Annotated in this window: 22 protein-coding genes and 1 other RNA gene; 16 read left to right on the forward strand and 7 right to left on the reverse strand. The window is 45.5% G+C overall.

The window, feature by feature from the left end; genetic code table 11:
- The first annotated feature begins 130 nt into the window (after window positions 1–130).
- Both parE and parC read left to right on the forward strand, forming a co-directional pair.
- Complete coding sequence (parE, locus tag ACMAZD_RS02860; RefSeq protein ID WP_435248495.1) at window positions 131–2011, forward strand: DNA topoisomerase IV subunit B; 1881 nt, start codon at window positions 131–133, stop codon at window positions 2009–2011.
- A gap of 3 nt (window positions 2012–2014) precedes the next feature.
- Complete coding sequence (parC, locus tag ACMAZD_RS02865; protein WP_435248496.1) at window positions 2015–4273, forward strand: DNA topoisomerase IV subunit A; 2259 nt, start codon at window positions 2015–2017, stop codon at window positions 4271–4273.
- Between the two features lie 129 nt (window positions 4274–4402).
- Here the strand turns inward: parC and degS are convergent, their stop codons facing one another.
- From degS to zapG, 3 genes are all read right to left on the reverse strand, one after another.
- On the reverse strand, window positions 4403–5467 hold the full coding sequence (gene degS, locus ACMAZD_RS02870) for an outer membrane-stress sensor serine endopeptidase DegS (protein WP_435248497.1): 1065 nt from the start codon (window positions 5465–5467) through the stop codon (window positions 4403–4405).
- Between the two features lie 157 nt (window positions 5468–5624).
- Window positions 5625–6980 (reverse strand): Do family serine endopeptidase, encoded by a 1356-nt coding sequence (locus tag ACMAZD_RS02875; protein WP_435249316.1) that lies wholly within the window; start codon window positions 6978–6980, stop codon window positions 5625–5627.
- 125 nt (window positions 6981–7105) lie between these two features.
- Window positions 7106–7561, reverse strand: a complete 456-nt coding sequence (gene zapG, locus ACMAZD_RS02880; protein WP_435248498.1) for a Z-ring associated protein ZapG — start codon at window positions 7559–7561, stop codon at window positions 7106–7108.
- A 219-nt stretch (window positions 7562–7780) separates the two neighbouring features.
- Here zapG and zapE point away from each other — a divergent pair, with 219 nt between their 5' ends.
- The 9 genes from zapE to ltrA all read left to right on the forward strand — a co-directional run bounded on the left by zapE (window position 7781) and on the right by ltrA (window position 16040).
- The gene (zapE, locus tag ACMAZD_RS02885; protein WP_435248499.1) at window positions 7781–8884 is read left to right on the forward strand and encodes a cell division protein ZapE; all 1104 of its coding nucleotides are present in this window, start codon (window positions 7781–7783) and stop codon (window positions 8882–8884) included.
- A gap of 247 nt (window positions 8885–9131) precedes the next feature.
- Window positions 9132–9560, forward strand: coding sequence for a 50S ribosomal protein L13 (gene rplM / locus ACMAZD_RS02890; protein ID WP_010434689.1), 429 nt, complete (start codon window positions 9132–9134; stop codon window positions 9558–9560).
- Window positions 9561–9575: 15 nt separating this feature from the next.
- A complete protein-coding gene (gene rpsI, locus ACMAZD_RS02895; protein ID WP_004740758.1) occupies window positions 9576–9968 on the forward strand; it encodes a 30S ribosomal protein S9 in 393 nt (130 codons plus the stop codon).
- Window positions 9969–10299: 331 nt separating this feature from the next.
- A complete protein-coding gene (gene petA, locus ACMAZD_RS02900) occupies window positions 10300–10890 on the forward strand; it encodes a ubiquinol-cytochrome c reductase iron-sulfur subunit (RefSeq protein ID WP_435248500.1) in 591 nt (196 codons plus the stop codon).
- Window positions 10890–12155, forward strand: coding sequence for a cytochrome b (locus ACMAZD_RS02905; protein ID WP_435248501.1), 1266 nt, complete (start codon window positions 10890–10892; stop codon window positions 12153–12155). The genes petA and ACMAZD_RS02905 overlap by 1 nt, the downstream gene beginning before the upstream one ends.
- Window positions 12152–12889, forward strand: coding sequence for a cytochrome c1 (locus tag ACMAZD_RS02910; protein WP_435248502.1), 738 nt, complete (start codon window positions 12152–12154; stop codon window positions 12887–12889). The genes ACMAZD_RS02905 and ACMAZD_RS02910 overlap by 4 nt, the downstream gene beginning before the upstream one ends.
- Window positions 12890–12986: 97 nt before the next feature.
- Complete coding sequence (gene sspA / locus ACMAZD_RS02915; protein ID WP_009848943.1) at window positions 12987–13622, forward strand: stringent starvation protein SspA; 636 nt, start codon at window positions 12987–12989, stop codon at window positions 13620–13622.
- Window positions 13623–13643: 21 nt separating this feature from the next.
- Complete coding sequence (sspB, locus tag ACMAZD_RS02920) at window positions 13644–14123, forward strand: ClpXP protease specificity-enhancing factor (RefSeq protein ID WP_102434658.1); 480 nt, start codon at window positions 13644–13646, stop codon at window positions 14121–14123.
- Window positions 14124–14747: 624 nt separating this feature from the next.
- Window positions 14748–16040: a group II intron reverse transcriptase/maturase gene (ltrA, locus tag ACMAZD_RS02925; protein ID WP_435249317.1), complete on the forward strand. Its 1293-nt coding sequence runs from the start codon at window positions 14748–14750 to the stop codon at window positions 16038–16040.
- A 174-nt stretch (window positions 16041–16214) separates the two neighbouring features.
- Here the strand turns inward: ltrA and ACMAZD_RS02930 are convergent, their stop codons facing one another.
- From ACMAZD_RS02930 to ACMAZD_RS02945, 4 genes are read right to left on the reverse strand one after another with little or no spacing between them, the layout of a single operon-like run.
- Window positions 16215–16820, reverse strand: a complete 606-nt coding sequence (locus tag ACMAZD_RS02930; protein ID WP_435248503.1) for a BON domain-containing protein — start codon at window positions 16818–16820, stop codon at window positions 16215–16217.
- A 16-nt stretch (window positions 16821–16836) separates the two neighbouring features.
- The gene (locus ACMAZD_RS02935) at window positions 16837–17427 is read right to left on the reverse strand and encodes a phosphoheptose isomerase (protein ID WP_435248504.1); all 591 of its coding nucleotides are present in this window, start codon (window positions 17425–17427) and stop codon (window positions 16837–16839) included.
- A gap of 2 nt (window positions 17428–17429) precedes the next feature.
- Complete coding sequence (locus ACMAZD_RS02940; RefSeq protein WP_435248505.1) at window positions 17430–17828, reverse strand: YraN family protein; 399 nt, start codon at window positions 17826–17828, stop codon at window positions 17430–17432.
- Complete coding sequence (locus tag ACMAZD_RS02945) at window positions 17815–19632, reverse strand: penicillin-binding protein activator (protein ID WP_435248506.1); 1818 nt, start codon at window positions 19630–19632, stop codon at window positions 17815–17817. The genes ACMAZD_RS02940 and ACMAZD_RS02945 overlap by 14 nt, the downstream gene beginning before the upstream one ends.
- A gap of 61 nt (window positions 19633–19693) precedes the next feature.
- On the opposite strand from ACMAZD_RS02945, the gene rsmI reads away from it, so the two are divergent.
- The 5 genes from rsmI (at window position 19694) to ACMAZD_RS02970 (ending at window position 24430) form a co-directional block, all read left to right on the forward strand.
- On the forward strand, window positions 19694–20560 hold the full coding sequence (gene rsmI, locus ACMAZD_RS02950) for a 16S rRNA (cytidine(1402)-2'-O)-methyltransferase (protein ID WP_435248507.1): 867 nt from the start codon (window positions 19694–19696) through the stop codon (window positions 20558–20560).
- Between the two features lie 176 nt (window positions 20561–20736).
- Window positions 20737–21176, forward strand: an RNA gene (gene rnpB, locus ACMAZD_RS02955) — RNase P RNA component class A.
- Between the two features lie 228 nt (window positions 21177–21404).
- On the forward strand, window positions 21405–22355 hold the full coding sequence (rsmH, locus tag ACMAZD_RS02960) for a 16S rRNA (cytosine(1402)-N(4))-methyltransferase RsmH (RefSeq protein ID WP_017084764.1): 951 nt from the start codon (window positions 21405–21407) through the stop codon (window positions 22353–22355).
- Between the two features lie 3 nt (window positions 22356–22358).
- Window positions 22359–22676 carry a cell division protein FtsL gene (ftsL, locus tag ACMAZD_RS02965; protein WP_017056040.1) on the forward strand — a complete coding sequence of 106 codons (318 nt, stop codon included), beginning with the start codon at window positions 22359–22361 and terminating at the stop codon, window positions 22674–22676.
- Entirely contained in the window at window positions 22673–24430 is a 1758-nt protein-coding gene (locus ACMAZD_RS02970) for a penicillin-binding transpeptidase domain-containing protein (protein WP_435248508.1), read from the forward strand. The genes ftsL and ACMAZD_RS02970 overlap by 4 nt, the downstream gene beginning before the upstream one ends.
- Window position 24431 lies beyond the last annotated feature (1 nt).

Raw genomic sequence — 24431 nt, forward strand, 5'->3', positions numbered from 1 at the left:
CTCAGCTTCCAGACTATATTCCCCAATACTTCGCTCGTTCGCTCTACTATGAAGGTTCATAGTAATGATTCTGCTTTAGTGAAACTAGAGCCAGCGAACAGACGCAAACTTTTTGAGTAAACTCCGTATTATGACTGAACAATATAATGCAAAAGACCTCGAGGTACTTGAAGGTCTCGATCCTGTGCGACACCGCCCAGGTATGTATACAGAGACAGAAAGGCCGAACCACCTTGCCCAAGAAGTCATTGATAACTCGGTCGATGAAGCATTAGCGGGACACGCTAAGAAAATTAAAGTCGTGCTTCATGCTGACCAATCATTAGAAGTTACCGATGACGGCCGTGGTATGCCGGTTGATATCCACCCTGAAAAAGGGATCTCGGGTGTTGAGCTGATTTTAACTAAGCTCCACTCAGGCGGTAAATTCTCAAATAACAACTACAAGTTTTCAGGTGGTTTGCACGGGGTAGGTATCTCGGTAGTAAATGCACTGTCTAAACGTGTAGAAGTGACGGTTCGCCGTGAAGGGCAAGTGCATGAAATTGCCTTAGAAGGTGGTCATGCAGTAACTGAACTGACTGTTATTGGCACTTGTGGTCATCGCAATAGCGGTACATCGGTTCACTTCTGGCCCGATCCTAAATACTTCGATAGCTCTAAGTTTTCGGTTTTACGTCTTGTCAATAATCTGCGCGCGAAAGCAGTACTTTGCCCAGGTTTAGAAATCACTTTCATCGATAAAGTGGGCGGTGAAGAACATAAGTGGTACTACGAAGACGGCCTAAAAGACTACCTTGCTGAAGGCGTGAAAGGTTACACATTATTGCCTGAAGAACCTTATGTTGGTGAGTTCGTAGCTGAAACGGAAATGGCGAACTGGGCAATTATCTGGCAGCCAGAAGGCGGTGATATGATCACCGAGAGTTACGTGAACTTAGTACCAACCAAACAGGGTGGTACGCACGTAAACGGCCTTCGCCAAGGTCTGCTTGATGCGATGCGTGAGTTCTGTGAATTCCGTAACTTGCTGCCTCGTGGCGTTAAGCTAACGGGTGATGACATCTTTGACCGTTGTTCTTACGTTCTATCGGTGAAGATGCAAGATCCACAATTTGCTGGTCAAACGAAAGAGCGTCTATCTTCTCGTCAAACCGCTGCATTTGTTTCTGGTGTGGTTAAAGATGCGTTCAGCTTGTGGTTGAATGAAAAGCCTCAGCTAGCAGAACTACTGGCAGAAGCGTGTATTGCTAATGCCCATCGTCGTATGCGCGCAAGCAAAAAGGTTGTACGTAAGAAAATCGCTTCAGGTCCAGCACTGCCGGGTAAGCTAACCGACTGTTCAGTCCAAGACTTAAGCCGCACCGAAATCTTCTTCGTGGAAGGGGACTCGGCGGGTGGTTCTGCTAAACAAGCACGTGATCGTGAGTTCCAAGCGGTAATGCCACTGCGCGGTAAAATTCTCAACACGTGGGAAGTGTCTGCCGACCAAGTTCTGGCTTCACAAGAAGTCCATGATATTTCGGTTGCTCTGGGTATTGACCCTGACAACGATGATTTATCAGGTTTACGTTACGGTAAGATCTGTATTCTTGCCGATGCGGACTCGGATGGTCTTCATATCGCTACACTGTTATGTGCACTGTTTACTCGCCACTTCCATGCATTGGTTGAAGCGGGTCATATCTATGTGGCAATGCCTCCTCTGTATCGTATCGATTGCGGTAAAGAAGTGTTCTACGCACTCGATGACGCAGAGAAAGATGGTGTACTTGAGCGACTATCGCAGAAAAAAGCCAAGATCAACGTACAACGATTCAAAGGTCTGGGTGAAATGAACCCACTTCAGTTACGTGAAACTACGATGGATCCAAACACTCGCCGCCTTGTTCAGTTGACTATTGATGACAACGACGCAACTAACGAGATGATGGACATGCTGCTTGGTAAGAAACGTGCAGATGATCGCCGTTCATGGCTACAGACTAACGGTGATATGGCCGAGGTATAATGGATGTCTAACGAAATTACATACGATGGCGTTGAACAATTGCCGATGCGCAAGTTCACCGAAGATGCCTATTTAAATTACTCAATGTACGTGATCATGGATCGTGCATTGCCTTATATCGGAGATGGCTTGAAGCCAGTACAGCGTCGTATCATCTATGCGATGTCTGAATTAGGCTTATCGGCTGCATCGAAATATAAAAAATCAGCTCGTACGGTTGGTGACGTTCTAGGTAAGTATCACCCACACGGTGATTCAGCTTGTTACGAAGCCATGGTATTGATGGCGCAACCATTCTCTTACCGCTACCCATTGGTGGATGGTCAAGGTAACTGGGGTGCTCCCGATGACCCTAAATCATTTGCTGCGATGCGTTATACCGAAGCAAAACTGTCGAAGTTTGCTGAAGTTCTGCTTGGTGAATTAGGTCAGGGAACCGTTGATTGGCAACCCAACTTTGATGGCACGATGAAAGAGCCTCAGATGTTGCCAGCACGCCTTCCCCATATCTTGCTTAACGGCATCACAGGTATTGCGGTTGGTATGGCGACCGACATCCCGCCTCACAATGTCCGTGAAGTGGCGAACGCAGCGATTCATTTGATTGATACGCCGAAAGCTGAACTTCCAGATGTGATGGGTTTCATTCAAGGCCCAGATTACCCGACAGAGGCTGAGATTATTTCGCCAAAGTCGGACATCGAAAAGATCTATCGTACAGGCCGTGGCAGCATCAAGATGCGCGCGGTATGGCACAAAGAAGGCTCTGATATTGTTATCACCGCTCTTCCTCATCAAGTGTCTGGTGCGAAGTTACTTGAGCAAATCGCGAACCAAATGCGTGCTAAAAAGCTACCAATGGTTGACGATCTGCGTGATGAATCTGATCACGAGAACCCAACACGTATCGTCGTAGTTCCTCGCTCGAACCGCATCGACTGTGACCAACTGATGAGTCACCTATTCGCTTCGACAGATCTCGAGAAAAACTTCCGCGTTAACTTGAACATGATTGGCTTAGACAATCGTCCTCAAGTGAAAGGCTTAGTTCAGATTCTGAAAGAGTGGATTGAGTTCCGTCGTACGACCGTTCGTCGTCGTTTACAGTACCGTTTAGATAAAGTACTGGCTCGTTTGCACATCTTAGAAGGTTTACTTGCTGCTTACCTAAACATCGATGAAGTGATTGAGATCATTCGAACAGAAGACGAACCATGTCCTGTCCTGATGAACCGTTTCAACATTTCTGAAATTCAAGCCAATGCGATTCTTGATATTAAACTTCGTAACTTAGCTAAGTTAGAAGAATTTAAAATCCGAGCTGAGCAAGAAGAGCTGGAAGCTGAACGTGAGAAGCTTGAAAAGCTACTAGGTTCAGAGCGTCGCTTGAATACGCTGATCAAAAAGGAGATCCAAGCCGATGCAGATAAATACGGCGATGACCGTCGTTCACCATTGATTGAGCGTGCTGAAGCGAAAGCGCTAACAGAGCGTGATTTAGTACCAAGCGAACCAATTACGGTTGTGTTGTCTGAGAAAGGTTGGATTCGTCATGCTAAAGGGCATGAAGTTGACGCTGAAGGTTTGAACTACAAATCAGGTGATAAATTCTTAGCGAGCGCTAAGGGTAAGAGTAACCAACAAGCGGTGTTCCTCGGCAGTGATGGCCGAAGCTACTCTCTTGAGTCTCATTCATTACCGTCGGCCCGAAGCCAAGGTGAGCCAATTACAGGCCGCCTGAACGTTAGTCCGGGTACTTCGATTCGCCAAGTGGTAATGGGAGAGAATGAACAGCTATGGTTAGTCGGCTCTGATGCTGGATACGGTTTTGTTTGTAAGGGCAGTGATCTACTATCGAAGAACAAGAGCGGTAAAGCGTTAGTGAACTTACCACAATCTTCAGAAGTGATGCTGCCAAGCCCAATTGCTGACCTTGAAAGCAACCAGATTTTGGCGATTACTAACCAAGGTCGTATGTTGTTGTTCCCAATTAAAGACCTGCCGCAGCTTAGCAAAGGTAAGGGCAACAAGATCATCAACATTCCTTCTGCGAAAGCGAAAGAGCGTGAAGAGTTTGTGTCACACTTGATGGCAATCCCTGAGAATGCGACGCTGACTATCTATGCGGGTAAACGTAAACTTGGTTTGAAACCATCAGACCTTGAGAGCTTCCGAGGTGAACGTGGTCGTCGTGGTGGTTTACTACCAAGAGGTTTGCAACGCGTGACTCGCATTGATATCGAAGATCCAAGCGAATCATAGAGACGTTTACTATCTTGATTAGATAAGATGATTAGATAAAAGAAAACCCAGCCTGAGAGCTGGGTTTTTTGTATCTGTATTTTTATATGTGTACTTTGGCGGTTTGAATTGCGCCCGTAATGTTAAATGCTACAAGCGTGTGTCTTCGGCAATCGTCACTTTAAGTGTTTCGTTTTTGCCTTGGCGTAAAATGCCCACATCGATTACTGTACCTGGTCTTAGGTCGGTAACAATGTCCATGACGCTTTGGCGTCCATTAACTTGGGTGTTGTTGATGCTGACAATAATATCTTGAGCTTCAAAACCTGCATCGGCTGCTGGACCGTTCGGGTCAATACCCAGTACCACTATGCCACCAATGTTTTTATTGCCTAATAGGCGTGATGTCACTGAGTTAATATCTTGTCCATCAATGCCGATGTAACCACGTATTACACGCCCATCAGCGATGATTTTTTGCATGATCTTATTGGCAAGTGGGTAGGGGATAGCAAACGAAATACCGTAGGTTTCCATATCGGTTGCTTGTTGGAAAGAGGCGGTATTGATTCCGACTAGTTCGCCTTGTGAGTTAACAAGAGCACCGCCAGAATTACCTTCATTGATTGCCGCATCGGTTTGAATAAAGGCTTGATGACCATCGGCACTGATTGAAGAGCGACCGGTTGCTGAGATAATACCAAAGGTCGTCGTTTGACCTAGGTTGTATGGGTTACCGATAGCCAGTACCACATCGCCCACGTTTGCTGTGTAATCTTGGTTCAGTGGAATCACCGGTAAGTTGTCACCGCTGACTCGAAGTATCGCAATATCGGTGCGTTTGTCTGAACCAACTAACTGCGCGGCGGCAATGCGACCATCTTGTAAGGCAACCACAATTTGGTCAGCCTGAGCCACTACGTGGAAATTGGTAATGATGTAGCCTTTTTCGCTGACAATCACCCCTGAACCCAAACCTTGAGTCAGTAGTTTGTTGCGATCGCTTTCTGCGTATTTACGGCTATAGATATTGACCACTGCGGGTGCCGCGCGGCGTACAGCTTGGTTAAATGAAATCTGAAGAGAGCCGATGTTATCGACTTTAGGGCTCGTGACGTCAGCAACAATCGCCGGTCGTAAGCTCGGAAATGCGAGAAGAATAAGCGCCGCTGAAACGAGTCCAAGGGAAATAGAACGAAATAGAAAGGACAGCATGTTTCCCTCTTCACAAGTAAGGTGTGAAGTCTCCACCGATGGATGGACGACTTAGTTACCAGTGAAGCATAGCATTTTGATTGATCTAAAGAAAAGGGAGACTGAGTAAGTTTAAAGCAAACTTACTGAGCCTCCCTGTAATTACGTTGACGTATGATTATCGAATAACTAGATAGATAGTCCTGTCGCCACGTTGGATATTTAGCGCTAATACGCTCGGCTGTTTCTCAAGAATTTCTCTAAATTCAGCAAGGTTCTTAACGGTTTGGCGATTGACGCCAATAATGATGTCGTCTTTGAGAAGCTGATAAGCTTCTGCTGGCGAGCCTTGAGTAACACTCGAGACTTTTACACCTGTCGCTGAGTCGCTCTCGTTGGTGTTGGTCAGCTCTGCGCCTGCAAGCCCTTCATGAAGCTTTTCAGCTTGCGTCTTGCTATTGGTGGATTCGCCAAGGGTCACATCAAACTTTTTGCTTTTTCCATCGCGGATAACCCCGAGTTCGATCTGCTTGCCTGCGCCTAATGTGGCCACTTTCGCTCTGAGCTCACTAAAGGTATCAATGCGTTTGCCATTAATAGAGACGATAATGTCTCCGGCTTTAAGTCCCGCTTTGTCTGCTGCGCTATCAGGGACAATTTGACTAACAAAAGCCCCTTTGCTTGATTCATAGCCGAGTGCTTCAGCTAATTCAGAGGTGACTTCTCCGCCTTGAACACCCAGCATGCCGCGTTTTACTTCACCGAAATCGAGGATCTGTTCTGTCAGGTTTGTCATCATATTGGATGGAATTGCAAAGCCGATACCGACATTGCCTCCGTTAGGGCCTAGGATGGCCGTGTTGATACCAATCAGTTCACCGTTAAGATTCACTAATGCACCTCCAGAGTTGCCACTGTTAATCGCGGCATCGGTTTGAATGAAGTTCTCGAAGTTCTCTAGATTGAGGCCGCTACGGCCTAACGCTGAAACGATACCGGATGTCACGGTTTGGCCAAGTCCAAATGGATTACCGATAGCGACACTGAAATCGCCGACTCTTAGCTTGTCTGAATCTGCGACTTTTATCTGGGTCAGGTTCTTGGCTTTCTCTAATTTGAGCAATGCGATATCAGACATCTGGTCGCCACCGATCAGCTCTGCATCGTACTCTCGACCATCATGAAGTTTTACTTTGATATCGTCGGCGCCATTTATAACGTGATAGTTAGTGACGATATGGCCTTTTTTAGCATCAATGATGACACCAGAACCTAACCCGCGGAATGGGCGCTCTCGTGTTTGCTCGGGGCCAAAAAAGAATTGGAATTGTTCAGGGATTTGCTGACGTTGTACCTGTTTGCCTTCTACGGCAATACTAACCACTGCGGGGGTCACTTGTTCAAGCATGGGTGCCAGGCTCGGTAATTGTTCATTACTCACACTTAATGGCAGTGCGGCGGTTGCTTGAATTGGGGCGATGATTGAACTTAAGCTTAAAGTCAGTACTGATAAAGCAAGCAAAGGTTTTTTCATCATAAACTCCTCTCTAGTTAAGGCCTTATCCCTCTCATATTTGCTATAGATATGAGAAGTTTCAAATGACCTGAGTGAAAGTTATGACTCAAAAACCTTTGTAAAGTTCAAGAAGTGTTAAATGTTTACGATGCTTTTGCTGTGACTACATCAGGAGCATCAATGATTTCTTTCTTCTGTTCTTTAAATAAACCGGTTGCACCATTAGCGTAATCTTTTGGTTGTTCCTCAAGAGCTGCCCCTTTAGTTGAAGGCTTGTCTTGCGTCTTATCCGAATGGGCAGCGGCTGTTTTGACAAACGGGTTGTCTTGCTCTGGCAGATTCGGAATCAGCTCTGAGCTTGTTTTTTCCATGTGTTGATAAAGCTTTGTGTAGTCCTTACCTAAGGTATCTAACATTTCGGCTGATTTAGCAAAGTGGTCAGCAAGTTCTTGTCGTTGCTGTTCAAGGGCAAACTTTGCACCGTCTAATTCTTTCTGTACGTTCTTTTGTTTTTTGTATTCAGGCGTCATAAGACGAGAAATAGCGACCCCTAAGATAACTCCGACTAGTAAACCGGCGACGGCATACATCCAAGGCATAACAGCTCCTTATTATTGTTTTTTAACATGTTTGTTACTGCTTAGTTACACGTGATACGGCTCCATGGTACTATGAGAAAGCCGCAGTATAAAGAGAAATGCGTGTGCGCTAGATAGCAGTTTAGTGTTGCTTTATTCATCGCACCAAACCATCTCTCGTGCTGTTTGGGTGCCTTTTTCTTCGCTATCTGATATCGCTTTCATTGTGGAAATGTCGTCATGAATCCCGTTAAAAAATACGAACAAGATATAAAAGAACATGGATTTCAAAGAGATCCAGCACAAGAGCAAGCCGTTAAATCTTTAGATGAACTCTTTCATCAATTTCAAGATTACATGAATACTCCAGTTCCTCAACTTACGCGATTCCAGAAATTGCTAGGTAAAAAGCCCGAGTTGCTAGAGCCTCCCAAAGGCCTCTATTTTTGGGGCGGTGTAGGGCGTGGCAAAACTTACCTAATGGATACGTTTTATGAAGCCTTACCGACCACTAAAAAAATGCGAGTTCATTTTCACCGCTTTATGTATCGAGTTCATGATGAGCTGAAAGCGCTCGGTAATGTGAGTGATCCGTTACCGCTAGTGGCTGACAAGCTAAAGCAAGACGCCGACATTATCTGTTTCGATGAGTTCTTTGTTTCAGACATTACAGACGCCATGATCTTAGGGACTTTGTTCCAAGAACTATTTGCGCGTAACGTTATCTTGGTGGCGACTTCTAATATCCCACCTGCAGATCTTTATCGTAATGGCTTACAACGTGCACGTTTCTTACCGGCGATTAAGCTGATTCTAGAAAACTGTTACATCCTTAATGTAGACAGTGGTATTGATTATCGACTGAGGACCTTAGAGCAAGCTGAGATCTATCATTATCCATTAGATAACCAAGCTAATATCAATCTAGAGAAATATTACGCGCAGTTGGTTGGTGAAGATAAAGAGAAGCTCAAGCAGATCGAAGTCAACCATCGCCAATTGGATGTCATTGAAGCGAGTGATGGTGTATTGCATGGTACTTTTGCACAACTTTGTCAGTCGGCTCGTAGTCAGAATGATTACATCGAACTGTCTAAGGTTTACCACACGGTTTTATTAGCGGATGTTTTACAGATGGGGGCGACATCAGACGATGCGGCGAGGCGCTTTATTGCGTTAGTCGATGAGTTTTATGAGCGCCACGTAAAATTGATAATTTCAGCGGAAGTTGAGTTAGAAAAATTGTACACCAATGGCCAGCTAGAGTTTGAGTTTAAACGTTGTCAGTCGCGTTTAATCGAAATGCAGAGCCATGAATATTTGGCAAAAGAACACTTAATTTAGCTCTTATTATCTCGAATACGAAAGAGAATTAAAAAAATCGTGATTTTGTTCAAAAAGAGGTGATTTTTTCTTCGCTCTTCTCTATAATCCTGCGACCTACCGTTACTGCGGGCCTCTAGCGATGAGTAAAATCACGTTATGCCAAGAGTTTTCCAACACTCGAAGGGGTGATGAATGGTAACTCTTAGACAGTGGGAATACGCGAGTATTCCTTAAGTGTAAATTTTTTAAATAGGTAATTATTAGCATGAAAACTTTCGTTGCTAAACCAGAAACTGTAAAACGCGACTGGTATGTTGTAGACGCTGAAGGCAAAACTCTTGGCCGTCTAGCAAGTGAAATCGCTTCTCGCCTACGCGGCAAGCACAAAGCAGAATACACTCCTCACGTAGACACTGGTGATTACATCATCGTTGTTAACGCTGAGAAAGTTGCTGTGACTGGTAACAAAGCTAAGGGTAAGGTTTACTACCGTCACTCTGAGTTCCCAGGTGGTCTTAAGACTATCACTTTTGAAAAGCTAATTGCTAAGAAACCAGAAATGGTTCTTGAACTAGCAGTTAAAGGTATGCTTCCACGTGGTCCTCTAGGCCGCGCGATGTACCGTAAGCTTAAAGTATACGCTGGTACTGAGCACAACCATGTTGCTCAACAACCACAAGTACTAGACATCTAATTGGGGATTAAGACAATGGCAGAGAATCAATACTACGGCACTGGTCGTCGCAAAAGCTCAGCAGCTCGTGTTTTCATCAAACCAGGCTCTGGTGAGATCGTAATCAACAAGCGTAGCCTTGATGTTTACTTCGGTCGTCCAACTTCTCGTATGGTTGTTAAGCAACCTCTTGAGCTAGTTGAACTAACTGAGAAACTTGACCTTTACATCACTGTTTCTGGTGGTGGTATTTCAGGTCAAGCTGGCGCAATCCGCCACGGTATCACTCGTGCTCTTATGGAATACGATGAAACTCTACGTCCTGCTCTACGTGCAGCTGGCTATGTTACGCGTGACGCTCGTTGCGTTGAACGTAAGAAAGTTGGTCTACGTAAAGCACGTCGTAAACCTCAATTCTCTAAGCGTTAATTTTTCCTTACCGAAAAATACACGCGACCAGTTTTATTACTGGAATTGTGGTTCAAAGCTCGGCTATATGCCGGGCTTTTTGTCTTTCTGGTCCCCGCTAAACGCTTTCCCCCCCTCGTTTTATTCCCAAATTCTTATATTTTGAAAGCTTTTGTAACCCAATGTGCGCTTTGCCTCATGATTGTTACAAAAAGGTAGCTTTATCTTGTCAAAAAGTAGGGTTTTATTTATCATTTGCCGTCAATAAATAGAACTAAATACATATTTTGTTAGCCATGCTCTTTATTCGGAATTATTTCAATCCATAAGGAGCAAATGGGAGAATGTTTGGATGAGCAACGCGCCTTTAAATAACGGTCGCAGGCGTTTCTTAACCGCAACAACAGCCGTTGTTGGTGGTTTAGGAGCAGCTGCTGTAGCCGTGCCTTTTATTAAATCATGGAATCCGAGTGCTAAGGCGAAAGCTGCAGGCGCGCCGGTGGAAGTTGAAGTCAGTAAGTTAGAACCGGGACAAATGGTTCGAGTCGAGTGGCAAGGCAAGCCTGTATGGGTTGTACGCCGAGCTGAATCGGTACTAGAGAACCTAAAAGCGATCGGTAGTCAACTTCGTGACCCTCAATCTGAGACTGAACAACAACCTGAATACGCACAGAACGAGTTTCGTTCGATTAAGCCGGAATTCTTCGTTGCTGTTGGTTTCTGCACACACTTAGGTTGTTCTCCAACTTACCTGCCAGATTCTTTCGCAGAACAGGTTCAGGGCGTTAAGTCTGGTTTCTTCTGTCCTTGTCATGGTTCAAAGTTTGATATGGCAGGTCGAGTATTCCAAGGCGTACCGGCTCCATTGAACCTTGTTGTACCAAAGCATATGTATTTGAGTGACACGAAGATCATGATCGGTGTCGACGAGGGAGACGCATAATGCAAGGATTGCTTGATTGGGTAGAAAAACGTCTACCCGCGATGAATGCTTACAAAAAGCACTTATCTGAATACCCAATGCCTAAGAACTTTAACTTTTGGTACCTTTTCGGTTCTTTGGCAATGTTGGTCCTGGTAAACCAAATCCTTACGGGTATCTGGTTAACAATGAACTACGTGCCGTCTGGTGAGGGTGCGTTTGCTTCTGTTGAATACATCATGCGTGATGTGGAATACGGTTGGTTACTGCGTTACATGCACTCGACTGGCGCTTCTGCGTTCTTCGTGGTTATCTACCTGCATATGTTTCGTGGTCTAATCTACGGTTCTTACCAAAAACCTCGTGAGCTACTTTGGATCTTCGGTATGTTGATCTTCTTAGTGCTTATGGCTGAAGCTTTCATGGGTTACTTACTACCATGGGGTCAAATGTCTTACTGGGGTGCTCAGGTAATCATATCTCTGTTTGGTGCAATTCCTGTAATTGGTGATGACCTAACGCTTTGGATCCGTGGTGACTACATCATCTCAGGTGCAACGCTGAACCGTTTCTTCGCACTGCACGTTATTGCTCTACCAATCGTACTATTGCTGCTTATTGTACTTCACGTACTAGCGCTACACGAAGTGGGTTCGAATAACCCTGACGGTATCGAAACTAAGCTTCCTAAAGGTACGATGGGCGACGACTACAAGACTCAGTTCCCATTCCACAAGGATTACACCAAGAAATACGACATCATCGACTCTATTCCTTTCCACCCGTACGGGACGGTGAAAGATATGGTTGGTGTTGCTGGTTTCCTATTCTTGTTCTGTTACGTGTTGTTCTTTAACCCAGAGATGGGTGGGTACTTCCTTGAGCCGCCTAACTTTGAAGCTGCAAACCCACTGAAAACACCTGAGCATATTGCTCCAGTTTGGTACTTCACGCCGTTCTACGCTGTACTTCGTGCTGTTCCCGACAAACTGATAGGTGTAGTTGCAATGGGTGCATCTATTGTTGTGCTATTCCTACTGCCATGGTTCGACCGTTGTAAAGTGCGTTCTTACCGCTACCGTAGCAAACTGCATTTGATTAACATCATCCAATTCACAATAAGCTTTATTGCGCTTGGTGTGCTTGGTGCGCTTCCAGCAACGCCAACGTATACGCTACTGGCTCAGATCTTTAGCTTAGGTTATTTCATGTTCTTCGTTCTACTGTGGTTCTACAGTAAAAATGAAGCGACGAAACCATTACCAGAAAGGGTGACATTCAAATGAAAAAGTGGATTGTAATTTTATTTGCTATGTTGCCGTCACTGGCGATGGCAGCGGGTGCAAGCGTACCACTAGACAAAGCAAACAATGATTTAACAGATAAAGCCTCATTGCAAAATGGCGCTAAGATGTTCATGAACTACTGTTTTGCTTGTCACTCAACGCAGTACCAGCGTTATGAACGTGTTGCGAATGATTTAGAGATCCCTGTAGATCTAATGAAGGAAAACTTGATCTTCGACCCTGAAGCGAAAATCGGTAGCTTGATGGTTAATGCTATGCCCTCTGATCAAGCGGCAAGTTGGTTTGGTGCTCCACCACCAGACTTAACATTGGTTGCTCGTGTTCGTGGTGCGGATTGGCTATACACGTACCTCCGTACTTTCTATGCAGATCCGTCTCGTCCATTTGGTGTGAACAACATTGTTTTCCCAAGTGTTGGTATGCCGCATGTTCTTGAAGAGCTACAAGGTATCCCAACGCCAATCTACGATACTCACATGGTTGATGGTGAGGAGGTAAAGGTTGTTGTTGGTACTGAAACGGACGGTTCTGGTGAACTAAGCACTGGTGAGTATGACAACGCGGTTCGCGATCTTGTTAACTTCCTAGTTTACTCGGGTGACCCAGTACAACTTGAACGTCATGCTATGGGGTGGTGGGTAATGGCCTTCTTGGTAATCTTCACTATCGTTGTGATTTTACTGAAGAAAGAGTATTGGCGTGATGTGCACTAATTGTGCTATAATACTGTGCTAATTCCCAAATTATGTTAACGTTCAATGGAGGCTTTAGGCCTCCATTGTTTTTATTTAAAGTGTACTGGAGGGCTCCATGGCTGTAGCTGCCAATAAACGTTCTGTAATGACTCTTTTCTCAAGTGCTTCTGATATGTATAGCCATCAGGTGCGCATTGTTCTTGCTGAAAAAGGCGTAAGTGTTGAAGTTGAGTTAGTAGATGAAAAAAATCTACCAGCAGAGCTTGTTGAACTGAACCCGTACAAATCAGTACCTACCCTTGTTGATCGTGAGCTTGCACTATATGACTCAAAGATCATCATGGAATATCTAGATGAGCGCTTCCCTCATCCACCATTAATGCCTGTATACCCGGTTGCACGTGGTAATAGCCGTCTAATGATGTACCGCATTGAGCGCAACTGGTATTCAGTTGCAGAGAAGATCGTTAAAGGCAACGCTGAAGAATCAGAAGCTGCTCGCGTTAAACTGCGTAACGACCTACTGACTCTTGCTCCCATCTTCGCTGAGTATGAATACTTCATGAGCGAAGAGTTTAGCCTAATTGATTGCTACCTTGCTCCGCTACTATGGCGTTTACCTGAGCTTGGTATCGAACTGATTGGTCCTGGTTCTAAAGAGCTTAAGATTTACATGAACCGCGTATTTGAACGTGATTCATTCCTAGCTTCTCTAACGGAAGCTGAGCGTGAGATGCGACTCGTTCGCTAAGCGTTTATGGATATTTCTAATATGACACCACGCCGACCATACATGCTTCGCGCATTCTATGATTGGTTGGTTGATAACGAATTAACTCCTCACCTTGTTGTTGAAGCAACATTACCAGGTGTGAGAGTTCCAGAAGAGTTTGTTCAAGATGGTCAGATCATTCTGAACATCGCGCCTCGTGCGGTTGGGCAACTTGAACTGAGTAACGAAGCTGTTACGTTCAGTGCTCGCTTTAGTGGACGTCCACACTCTGTGATCGTTCCTCTGTATGCAGTACAAGCGATTTATGCTCGTGAGAATGGTGCTGGTACCATGTTTGAACCTGAAGAGGCTTACATGGAAGCGTTTGAAGAAGGGATTGAAGAAAGTCCATTTGAAGAACCAGAAAAAGGCCCGTCTTTGAGTGTAGCAACGGCAGACGTTGATGCGGAAGAGCCTGACTCAGATCCTGAGCCACCTCGTCCAGCAAAAGGTCGACCAAGCCTTCGTGTTATCAAATAGCGTTATTTTTAAATAACTCCAAATACAAAAAAAGCAGCGATTTATCGCTGCTTTTTCTTTTTGGTGCGCCGAGCATGGCGTTGATCTAGGAGGTGAAAGTCCTCTACGGGCTCAGTCGAGCGAGAACCGTTAGCCTATGCAAGGGTGTTCACCGTGAGGTGAAATCTGAAGGAAGCAAATGGCAAAACTTGGTTGTGACGAACAGAAATCTGATAGTAGGCCATTACAACTTGGGCAACCTAGCCATAGATAGAATAGTCCAATGCCTCGACGGGAAGTGTGTAGTGGTAAATCAGGCACAGCCAAGGGAAAGAACAACGCCTTACCTCGGGAGATCTTATTGTTTGTCTCAATAGAGACTAATACAGCAGTGATGTTGTGTGATGGACAATAAGAAGTCAGCAGAAGGCATAGTACTTTGAGAATGTACAACTCAAAGGAAGGCCTGAACTGAATATATCAAGAAGCAGTCACTAGACACTCAATCATGTGGAGTCATAGCAAGATGAAACTCATCTCTACGTCCCAAAGGGCAATACCGCAAGTAAAGCTCATGGATACGAAGAATGACAAGCATGGTCGGCGTAGACAGGAGGGCGAGTCTTGGTGACCTCAACTTCGTTGATGGAGCAAATTTGCTCTTCAACCAATTTGAATCAAGCTCTTAGACGCGTGAAGAAGAACAAAGGGTGTGCAGGAGTCGACAAGCTCGACATCAACGCCACTATCTCAAGACTTCGACAGGCATCAAACGGGCAAGAGCTTCGCCAGATTCTTCTGGATGGAAGCTATCAACCTCAATCTGTTCTTGGTGTAGAAATCCCCAAAGCTAGTGGTGGCGTAAGGCAATTAGGTATCCCAACAGTCCTTGATAGGGTAGTCCAACAGGCAATCACATCAGTGCTGTCATGTATCTATGAGCCGAAGTTCTCCGACAATAGTTACGGGTTTAGACCCAACCGCAGTGCGCACCATGCATTGGCGGCCGCCAGTCGCTACATCCGAGAGGGTCGAGGTTATGTAGTAGATATAGACCTAGCAAAATACTTCGATACAGTGAATCACGATAGGCTAATGCACAGGCTGTCACAAGATATTGCTGATAAACGCGTGTTAAAGCTAATTAGGTCATACCTACAGGTAGGCATAATGCGACATGGACTAGTTGAGCAGAGACAACGAGGCACACCCCAGGGTGGGCCATTATCTCCGCTACTATCAAATATTGTATTAGATGAACTGGATAAAGAGTTAGAGCGTAGAGGGCATAAGTTCTGTCGATATGCAGATGACTGCCAAATCTACGTGCGTAGTGAGGAAGCCGCTCATCGAGTCAAAGAGTCGATAACGGAGTTCTTGGAGCAGAAACTAAAGCTGACGGTAAACCGTAAGAAAAGTGCAGCAACGAGAGTGACAAAGCGAACTTACCTAAGCCATCGCTTCCAGATAGACGGAACAATCGGGATATCGAAGACGGCACAAGCTCAAATGAAGAAGCGAGTACGTCAGATAACGAAGCGAAATCGAGGACGAGAGTTACAGGTGATAATCACGGAGTTAACTCAATATCTAAGAGGATGGCAACACTACTTCAAGCTTACTGTTCGTAAAAGTGCAATGCAGCGCTTAGATGAATGGATACGGCGTAGACTAAGGTGCTACCGACTAAAGCAGCGCAAACGCAGACACAGCATAGCGACATGGTTACAGCGACAAGGTGTAACGGAGCGTAATGCGTGGAAGCTAGCGATGTCAGATAAGGGTTGGTGGCATCTAGCTTTAACGCCACAGGTTAATCACGCCATGCCAATAAAATGGTTCGAGGGGTTGGGGCTGTACTCATTAAGAGATGGGTACGAGTCACTGAAAGTATATTCGGAACCGCCGTATGCGACCCACGCTTGTACGGTGGTGTGAGAGGACGGAGGCTGCGAGGCCTCCTCCTACTCGATTGCTTTCTGGTTTTTATTCGCCTGATTCATTTCGTTAGGCTTAACCAACCAACCAACCAACCAACCAACCAACCAACTAACCAACTAACCAGCGAACCAGGTTAGCCAGTCGAGTCCTCTCAAGTGAACTCAGCGATCGTTAGTTTACTGAAGCGTCTTCTTCACCATATTCGAAAGCTCGAATCACCTGCTTTACACCTGAAACATTACGAGCAACTTCTGTCGCGATATCAGCATGCTCTCGAGAGACTAACCCAAGTAAAAATACCTCTGAATCTTCAGTGATGACTTTAACCTTAATGCCGTTGAGATCTGCGTTTGCAAGAAGGGCTGATTTCACCTTAGTGGTGATCCAACTGTCGTTACTAATGGCACTGATGGTCAATGGCTCTTTTACTCGAACCTGATTATGGATGCTCTCTACGCCTGCCACTTCTTTGGCCTGGCTTTCAAACGCGCGACGTTCTGAGTCAGTGGTCGCTTGCCCCATCAATACAACCGAACCTCGGTAAGAGCTCGCAGTGATACGAACGTTGCCTCGATATGGTTGTTTGTTGGTGATGGCCGCGACTTCAAATTCGATATTGTTGTCGTTCCAAATTTGTTTGTTGGTTCGTGTATCAGTGACTAAGTTCGCTGTGGTTGCTGCACCAGCAATGAAAATGCCAGCGCAACCAGATAGGGAAAGTGTAAGTAGCGAAACACTAATCAGCTTCAACAGCCTCATAGAGGTTAATGATTTCATTGTGATGCTCCGTTTATCACTCTTCGTGAGCAGGGAAGAGTACTTGGTCGATTAGGTCACATAGGCAATGCATTGTCACCATGTGAACTTCGTGAATGCGTGCTGTACGGTGTGAAGGGATACGAATTTCTACATCGTGTTCGCCAAGCAAACCTGCCATTTCACCGCCGTCTTTACCAGTAAAGGCGATGATAGTCATATCACGAGTTACCGCCGCTTCCATCGCTTTGATGATGTTCTTGCTGTTACCGCTGGTCGAGATAGCCAGTAAGATATCACCGGTTTGACCAAATGCACGCACCTGCTTAGAGAAAATCTCTTCATAGTGGTAATCGTTAGCAACGGCCGTCAACGTCGTATTGTCTGCCGTTAGCGCCATTGCTGGCAGGCTAGGGCGTTCTGTTTCAAAGCGGTTTAATAAGCACGATACAAATTGTTGAGCATTAGACGCAGAACCACCATTACCACAACAAAGAATTTTGTTTCCGTTGAGCAGGGTTGCAACCATTGCTTGTGCAGCATGCGTAATTGCGTCAGGCAGTGCTTCGGCAGCAGCAATCTGGATCTGAATACTTTCTGTAAAACTTTCTTTAATGCTGTCTAGCATGTTTATCCTTGGGTAATTGCGTTTTGAATCCAGTTGATATCGTCATTTGGGCCTTCGATGGCGACGATATCAAATCGGAAGTCTGTAGAGTGTACTGACAGGCCTTGCTGCATAAGCCAGATATTGGCTGTTTTAAGCAGCTTGTGCGACTTCTTTGCTGTCACCATTTCAGCGGCATGTCCGTAGCGTGTTTGCTTGCGGTATTTTACCTCAGTAAACACAATCGTATTGTTATGGCGCATTATAAGATCAATTTCGCCACACTTTGCTATGAAGTTTTCTTCAATTAGCGATAAACCGTGGCGAATTAGGTAGGACTTTGCCACGGCTTCGTATTTATCACCCACTTGTTTGTGGGTGATTGTTGGTTTGGAGAGAAACTTACGGCTAAAAAGCCCCATGCTCTGCCCAACTGATTTCACGTTGTACGATACAATTGTTGTCGATAGTCAGCACACCGGTTTCACCTGGAATGCTGTAACCTTGAACGGCTTTCATCTGTGGAAGCGCATCCATTAGGTAATAAGCATCCATTCCCAACGCTTGCAGACGTTTTTGGCCGTTTGAGTTTGAAGGCCATAGGTCATTTAGCTCTTTGTTGAGCTCGTTCTTACTCTCAACTAATAGTGGGATGTCGCTGTAGAATACACCTGTTAGGTCTTCGTACTGCTTATCACCGCTGTTGCTGCGTGAGTTGGAGAACAAGGCTGGTTGGTCAGCATCTGGGTTAATTGCCACTTCAATGAAAGGCTTAATTAACGTGAGTTCTGAGTTCTTCGCCACAATGTAGACCGAGTCGATATCACGACGACTGCGTGGCTCAGTTTCTAGGTCCAGATTAAGGAGGCCATCCATTTGAGCGATACGCTGCTGGCTTTCTTGTAGTCCGAATACCTGATTCACGTTGCGTTGAAGTTGGCGCTTGTCAGAGAACATGGTAATCGCGACTTCGTTGTTGCTGTACTTTTTCCACTCTGCCTTAAAGGCTTGCTCAACTCGGTCACCTAGGCGTCCCTTTGGTGCTAGGATAAGCGGATACTTATAGCCTTGAGCAAAAAGATGTTTTGCTGCTTGAGCGACTTCTTGTTCTGGCGATAGAGCGAGATAGCAGATATTAGTATCAGATTCTAGCTGCGTTGGAATGTTCAAAGCTAATGCAGGAATCGAGTTCTCGTGATTTTTCTGCGCTTGTTGAAGCTTGGTGATGTTGCTCTTAATCAGCGGACCAACAATGAAATCAACGTTGTTTTCTTCCAGTGTTGCTTTAATTTCAGCGGCACTTTGTACGTTGGTATCCATAACAGTCAGCGTTGCATCTGCTTCGCGCTCTTTGTCATTCATCATTGCAAAGATAAAACCGTCACGAACGAGTTGCGCTTGCTTGCCGTACTTACCTGTTAAAGGCAGTAATAGCACAGTGCTGGTTGGTTTGCTTATCTCTAGCGCCAATATGTTAGTGATCGCTTGAGGTGTGTAGGTTGCTGCAGGGTGGCGAGGGTTCTCTGCTAACCAGTCAGACAGTGTTTTCTGTAGATCTGGAAGGTTTGAGTTGAGCGTCTTCATGTAAATAGATAGCTGTAACCAGCCTGCTAAGACGTCTTCGTTAGGAGATGTTTTAAGCTCTAGAATTTCATATTGAGAATAGCTATTCAGGTTCTGCCAAATACGGTCGGCCGTTTGCTGATGGATTTCTTCATCAGCATCTACATACTCTGAATAAAGCACTAACTCACGGCTCGCTTCGAAATATTCTTTCTTCATCTCTGAAATATTCGCGCGTAGCTCGTGATAATCTTTCCATTGCTCGTTAGGCAGTTTCCACCACGGTTGGAAATTAAGTTGGCTATAGGCTTGGTCTGGTTGTGAGTTATTCACGAATAACTGCGCACGAGCCAGTTGCCACTCTGCTTGTTGCACTTCACTAAGCTCTTGCTTTGCTATGCGTTTGATAAGCAGAGTCGCTTGATCGGTTTTTCCAGCTTGCACAGAGGCTTTAAGTGCCATGATTAGCCAATCGTTTTGCAGGCTTCCTTTGTTGCTATCCGCTTGTATCATGTAACTTTCAGTTGATTGCGCTGGATCGAGTGTAATATCAACACGCGTTGGTGCTTGAGGGCCTGAAGAACAAGCCGCCAACGTAATTGCTAATGCAATTGGAGTGAGTAAGCGTGGTACACTGAGTCTCTTATGGTTCATCGTTGCCATGAGTTCTTTAAATTCCGTATCAATTTGTATCTATATTAATCGTTGAAGTGATGGTAAACAAATGACAGATAACAAAACCTTGCTCACAGAGAGCCCAACTCTCTATATTGTGCCAACCCCAATCGGAAATTTGGGAGATATCACTCAAAGAGCAATTGAAATTTTATCAAGTGTCGATGTTATTGCAGCCGAAGACACACGCCACACGGGTAAGCTGCTTGCTCACTTCAATATATCCACCAGAACGTTCGCTTTACATGATCATAATGAACAAACTAAAGCGCAAGTTCTAGTCGAAAGGTTATTAGAAGGTCAGTCTATCGCATTAGTCTCTGATGCGGGTACTCCTTTAATCAGTGACCCAGGTTACCATCTTGTATCACAATGTCGTCAAGCGGGTGTGAGAGTTGTGCCACTTCCTGGTGCTTGTGCTGTGATTACCGCACTCAGTGCGTCTGGTTTGCCGTCTGATCGTTTCAGCTTTGAAGGTTTCTTGCCGCCAAAGAGCAAAGGTCGTAAAGACAAGTTCTTAGAGATCGCAAAAGCAGAACGCACGTGTATCTTCTACGAATCTCCGCATCGTATTACGGATTCTCTACAAGACATGCTTGAGATCTTAGGCCCAGACCGTGAAGTTGTGTTGGCGCGTGAGCTGACTAAGACATTTGAAACCATTCAAGGGTTGCGACTCGGTGAGCTTATTGAGTGGATTGAAGAAGATTCGAACCGTAAGCGCGGTGAGATGGTGTTGCTGATTCATGGTCACCGTGAAGAAGCGAGCACAGAGCTGCCAGACGAAGCAACCCGCACGCTGGGTATTTTAACCAAAGAGCTGCCCCTTAAAAAAGCAGCGGCGATGACGGCAGAGATCTACAACCTGAAAAAGAATGCTTTATACAAATGGGGCTTGGAGCATCTAGACAACTAGAGTGCGCTTTATAGAGTAGTTAACTTGTATTGAAAAGCTTCTGAGGAGTGACGGTAATACCATCGCTCCTTTTTTCGTGTCTATATTGTGTGAAATTTGTGCACTTACTTAACGGTTTGGAGCATATTTGTGATCTCGCTAGACACTGCACATTAATCTCTATACAATCCGCCTCCGGAGTTGAACGGGTAATCGCTGCTTTGCTGATGTCCTTCGGGAGACTGACGTTGAGGTCCTTCGGGAAACTGACGTTGAAGTCCTTCGGGAGACTGGTAGAGGGGAGGAACGTCCGGGCTCCATAGAGCAGGGTGCCAGATAACGTCTGGGGGGCGCGAGCCCACGACAAGTGCAGCAGAGAGAAGACCGCCGATGGCCTCATTTCTTCGGAAGAGGCACAGGTAAGGCTGAAAGGGTGCGGTAAGAGCGCACCGTGCGGCTGGCAACAGTTCGTAGCAAGGTAAACTCCACCCGGAGCAAGATCAAATAGGCCCTCGCATTGCGCTGCTCGCGTATGGGGGCGGGTAGATTGCTTGAGCCTGTGAGCGATTGCAGGCCTAGACGAATGGTTACCGCCGCGCAAGCGGAACAGAACCCGGCGTATGTGTCAACTCCACCTATATAAAGAACCCATCATTACTTAACGGTAGTGATGGGTTTTTTGCTTTATATTGACGTAAATTATTTAGATTTCCTTAGAATCCTTCATCCTGATATGAGCTTGGGTCAAAAATTCCCAAAGCCTATACATAATATGGTGGAGATACAGCGCGAAATCAGTACACTAAAACGTTAATAGAACAAATTATTGCCTAACTAACGGCTCAATCCACTCACTGAGAAGACTATGACAGAAGCATTCAAACATATTTCAGTATTGCTTAACGAATCTATTGACGGACTTGCGATCAAACCTGACGGTACCTACATCGATGGTACTTTTGGCCGTGGTGGTCACAGCCGTACAATCCTGTCTAAATTGGGCGAGAATGGACGACTCTTTAGTATTGACCGCGATCCACAAGCGATTGCTGAAGCTCAGAAGATTGATGATCCCCGTTTTACAATTATCCATGGCCCATTCTCGGGTATGGCTGAATATGCAGAACGTTATGACTTAGTCGGTCAAGTGGATGGTGTTTTACTGGATTTAGGTGTTTCTTCACCACAGTTAGATGATGCTGAACGTGGCTTTAGCTTCATGAAAGATGGCCCGTTGGACATGCGTATGGATCCAACAACGGGTATTCCTGTTTCTCAGTGGTTAGTTGAAGCGGATCTTGATGATATCACTTGGGTTATTCGTGAATTCGGCGAAGACAAACACGCTCGTCGTATCGCGAAAGGCATCATTGCTTATCAAGAGAACGAAGAGAACGAACCGTTAACGCGTACTGGTCAACTGGCTAAGCTTATCTCAGATGTTGCTCCAAAAAGCTTTAAAGAGAAAAAGCACCCAGCGACACGTGCATTCCAAGCGTTTCGTATCTATATCAACAGTGAACTTGAAGAGATCGATACCGCACTGAAAGGCGCTGCAAGCATTCTTGCTCCTCAAGGTCGTATCTCTGTTATCAGCTTCCACTCTCTTGAAGATCGTATGGTGAAGCGCTTTATTCGTAAAGAGAGCCAAGGGCCACAAGTTCCTCACGGTTTACCGCTAACAGAAGATCAAATTAAAGCTTTAGGCAGTGCCGATCTAAAACCAATTGGTAAAGCGATCAAGCCTTCTAAAGATGAAGTAGATGAGAATACTCGTTCGCGCAGTTCAGTACTACGAATCGCAGAAAAGCTATAGTCAATGAAGACCTCCAAACCTAACTTAGCCAAGATAATATTTTTTGATTTGATCTCCGTGGGTAAAGTCCCGTTGGTGCTTCTTATCTGTATCTTCGCAAGTGCGATGGGGGTCGTTCTTACGACACATATGTCACGTCAGGCTATTACGCAAAAAGACACGGCATTAGTGGAGCGAGAACAGCTTGATGATGAGTGGCGAAATTTAATGCTTGAAGAGACGGCTCTGGCTGAACATAGCCGCGTTCAAGCATCGGCAAAACGAGAGCTAGACATGAAACGTCCAGACTCTGACAAAGAAGTAGTGATCACACTGAAATGACTGGCAAAAAGGAAAAAGCACCCGCGAAAACCGTTAATAAATCAACGAAAGAGCGAGTGAAGAGCGAAAAGGATTCGGATCCAGTTCTTATTAAATGGCGTTTTAACGTCTTGATTGCTTTCGTGTTTTTTGCCTTTGCTGCACTCGTAGGCCGTGTGGCTTACATCCAAATCATAGAACCAGATAACTTAATTCGTCAGGGCGACCTTCGCTCGGTACGTGTTAAAGCAATTCCTTCCGCCCGCGGCATTATCTCAGACCGCAATGGCGAACCGCTTGCTGTGAGTGTTCCAGTTGAAGCGGTATGGGCCGACCCGAAAACCATTTTCGATAAAAACGGTATGGCGCAAATTGATCGTTGGTATGCTTTGGCCGATGTACTTGGCTTAGAACGCCAATCGATGATCGATAAGATCTCTCGCAACAAATCCCGTCGATTTATTTACCTGCAAAGACAAGTTAGCCCTGCAATGGCTAAGTATATTCGCGAGCTAAAGCTAGTGGGTGTTGGCCTGAAAGCAGAATCTCGACGTTATTATCCTGCAGGTGAAGTCAGTGCACACCTTATCGGAGTGACCGGTATTGACGGGCACGGTTTGGAAGGCGTTGAACGCAGCTACGACAAATGGCTCACGGGTGAAGCGGGTAAGCGAACGATTCGTAAAGATCGCTATGGACATGTTGTTGAAAATATTGCCTTAGAAGAGCGTGAAGAAGGCAAACCTCTTGAGTTAACGATCGATCAACGACTTCAGGCGATTGCTTATCGCGCGGTTAAGCAGGCCGTGGCCGATCATAAGGCGACTTCAGGCTCTGCTGTACTACTCGATGTAAAAACGGGGGCTGTGCTAGCCATGGTTAATGCCCCTTCTTATAATCCGAATAACCGTGCTGACTTACAAAGCTTTAAGATGCGTAACCGCGTGATTACTGATGCTTTTGAGCCCGGTTCTACTGTGAAGCCTTTTGTGGTTCTGGCAGCGCTAGAAAATGGTACCGCGGATCCTGATACGGTGATTGATACGGGTAATGGCATCATGCAGATTGGTGGCAGTCGTGTACGTGATACATCAAAAGTAGGTAAGGCTGATCTAGCTTTAATTCTCAAAAAATCGAGTAACATCGGCGTAGCGAAATTGGCACTTAATATGCCACTGGAAGCTTTACTTGGCATGTACAGTTCTGTTGGTCTAGGCGAGATGTCTGGGCTCAATTTAGTGGGGGAAACGAGCGGTATTTTCCCGAATCGTCGCCGATGGTCTAAGTTTGAAATTGCGACCTTAGCGTTCGGTTATGGCTTAGCGATTACTCCGCTTCAATTAGCCCATGCATACGCGACTTTAGCTAATAAAGGCGTTTATGAGCCTATTCATATTATTAAAAGCAACGACCAAGATCTTTCTAAGCAAATCATTAAGCGCGAGAACGCTGTACTGGTTTTGAATATGCTAGAAGGGGTGACTCAAAAAGGCGGTACGGCGACAAGAGCCGCAGTTCCGGGTTATCGAGTCGCAGCAAAAACAGGTACATCTAGAAAAGCAATTTCAGGCGGTTATGGAGACGAGTATTTTGCCTATACCGCTGGTATCGCTCCAGTCAGTGAGCCTCGAGTATCTTTGGTTGTGATGATCAATGAACCTCAAGGTGACCTTTACTATGGAGGTTCCGTCGCTGCCCCCGTTTTTTCTGAAATCATGAAGGGGGCATTGCAAATACTTAATGTCCCTGCTGATGAAAACAAGTTTCAAGAATAGA

It is taken from the genome of Vibrio sp. nBUS_14 (assembly GCF_051201655.1).
Lineage (GTDB): Bacteria > Pseudomonadota > Gammaproteobacteria > Enterobacterales > Vibrionaceae > Vibrio.